Origin of the sequence: Methylobacterium sp. B1 (genome assembly GCF_000333255.1) — a bacterium.
Classification (GTDB): Bacteria; Pseudomonadota; Alphaproteobacteria; order Rhizobiales; family Beijerinckiaceae; genus Methylobacterium; species Methylobacterium fujisawaense.
Genome location: NZ_BACT01000874.1, coordinates 1 through 2,120 on the forward strand (window position 1 = coordinate 1; position 2,120 = coordinate 2,120).

A 2,120-nucleotide genomic window follows, 5' to 3' on the forward strand; every position below is an offset into this window, starting at 1 on the left:
ACATCGAGGACCTCGCCAAGCGCTTCGAGGAGCACTACTGAGAGGCGAAGCCGCCTCGGGCTGAACGGGGCGGCGCTGTACGGCGCCGTCGGTTTGGCCGGTCCAGACCCGGGACTTCGCCGAGCCGACGCGAGGTCCCGGAAGAATCCCGCCGCAGGGTCATGCGGAATCAACCGCCCCGATTTCGGGGCACCCGGCCGTACCTTGGCACGGCGGCCGAGACGAAAAGGAAGCCAGCACCATGCGTCACGGTTATCGCGGCCGCCGTTTCAACCGCACCGCCGAGCATCGCAAGGCGATGTTCGCCAACATGTCGGTCGCTCTGCTCAAGCACGAGCAGATCATCACGACCCTGCCGAAGGCCAAGGATCTGCGCCCGGTGGTGGAGAAGCTGATCACGCTCGGCCGCATCGACAGCGTTCACACCCGGCGTCTCGCCATGGCGCAGCTGCGCGATGCCGACATGGTCAAGAAGCTCTTCACCGTGCTCGGCCCGCGCTACAAGGGCCGTCCGGGCGGCTATTGCCGCATCATGAAGGCCGGCTTCCGCCAGGGTGACAACGCCCCGATGGCCGTGATCGAGTTCGTCGATCGCGACGTCGAGGCCCGCGGCAAGGATTCCGGTCCGAGCCAGGTCGCCGAGGCCGCCTGATACCTCGAAGGGCGTTCCGACGCTCCCGATGTCTGAGAAGCCGTCCCGGCTCCGCTCCTGGCGGTCGGTCCCGCGGACTTCGAACAGGTCGCGGAAATCCGCGTCGAACGTCACGACGATGCGCAGGCGGCGGTGCTTCGAATCGTAGGAGCGCAGACCGATCCGGTCGTAGCAGGCCCCGCGGAACAGGAACTTGGTGCGCTCGATGGCGATCGTCTCGCGCGGGATCGAGGTCTCGTCATGGGCATCGAGACGGATGTCGGGCGTCGTCATGTCGACGCTGAGCGCGCCGTTGTCGTCCTGCATCACCGAGGAGAGCATCAGCGGGCGCTGACCCTCCACCGTCACTTCCAGACGCGACAGGTAACGCGTGTCCTGGAAATACAGGCCCTCCGGGCCGGGCTGGACGCCGATATCGCCGTAGGAATCGAGAACGCCGAAGGCCTCGCCGAACTTCAGCGAGCGGAGGGGCCGCTCCACAAGCGAGGTGTGCGCCTCGATGTGATAGGTCGGCAGGACGTCGTCCGCGTCCTGGAAACCGTGCGCCACGCTTCCGGCGCTCTCCGCGGTCCGGGCCTTCGCATCGTGGGCCGCTGCCGTGTTGTCCGCCGCCATGCAGGGCATCTCCGGGTGCAAGTGAGAGGTGCGAATCGAGAGGGCTGCCGCATCCATTCGATGCGGCAGCCCCTGTTCATCCTACGGATGAGTCGCCTTTAAGACGCTAGGCCGAGCCGGACCTGCCTCGCAAGCCCGGGGCCGGATTTCAGGCCGGCATGGCGGCGACCGGGATCGCCGGCCGTGCAGAGCCGTTCACCTCGCCGTATTGCGCCTTGTAGCCGGACTTCGGCAGCTTGATCACGTCGGCGCCACGGCCGAGCAGGTCCTCGTAGGCAGCGACGTACTTCTTCACCATGCACTCGGCGGTGAAGGCGCTCTCGAAGTGGCGGCGCACGCCGGCGCGGCTCATGGTCTTGACCTTGGCGACGGCCGCGACGGCATCGTCCATGTTCTCGCAGAGAACGCCGCCGACGCCGTCCTTGATCACCTCCGGCACGGAGCCGTTGCGGAAGGCGATCACCGGGGTGCCGGCCGACATGGCCTCGATCATCACGAGGCCGAAGGGCTCCGGCCAGTCGATCGGGAAGGCGAGCGCCAGGGCGTTGCCGAGGAATTCCTTCTTCTGCTCCTCGTTGATCTCGCCGATATACTCCACGAGCGGGTGATGGATCATCGGCTCGATGACCTCGTCCCAGTAATCCTGGTCCGCCTTGTCGACCTTGGCGGCGATCTTGAGGGGCGTGCCGGAGCGGATCGCCATCTCGATCGCGCGGTCGGGGCGCTTCTCGGGCGAGATGCGGCCGAGGAAGGCGAGGTAGCCGCCCTTGGCGTCCGGGTAATACGGGCAGTTCTCGGCCGGCAGGCCGTGATGGATGGTCCCCAGCCAGTTGGAGGTCGGCGGCATGGGCAG

2 protein-coding genes and 1 pseudogene are annotated in these 2,120 nt (G+C 66.9%); 1 reads left to right on the forward strand and 2 read right to left on the reverse strand.

Annotated features, from left to right (window positions below; all coding sequences use genetic code 11):
* Positions 1 to 241 precede the first annotated feature (241 nt).
* Positions 242 to 652, forward strand: coding sequence for a 50S ribosomal protein L17 (gene rplQ / locus I53_RS31840; protein ID WP_043355049.1), 411 nt, complete (start codon positions 242 to 244; stop codon positions 650 to 652).
* Positions 653 to 696: 44 nt separating this feature from the next.
* Here the strand turns inward: rplQ and I53_RS31845 are convergent.
* A pseudogene (locus I53_RS31845) lies at positions 697 to 1,267 on the reverse strand (glycogen debranching N-terminal domain-containing protein); the annotation flags it as partial.
* A 148-nt stretch (positions 1,268 to 1,415) separates the two neighbouring features.
* A partial coding sequence (locus tag I53_RS24930; RefSeq protein ID WP_043355808.1) for a glycosyltransferase occupies positions 1,416 to 2,120 on the reverse strand: 705 nt, incomplete at its 5' end.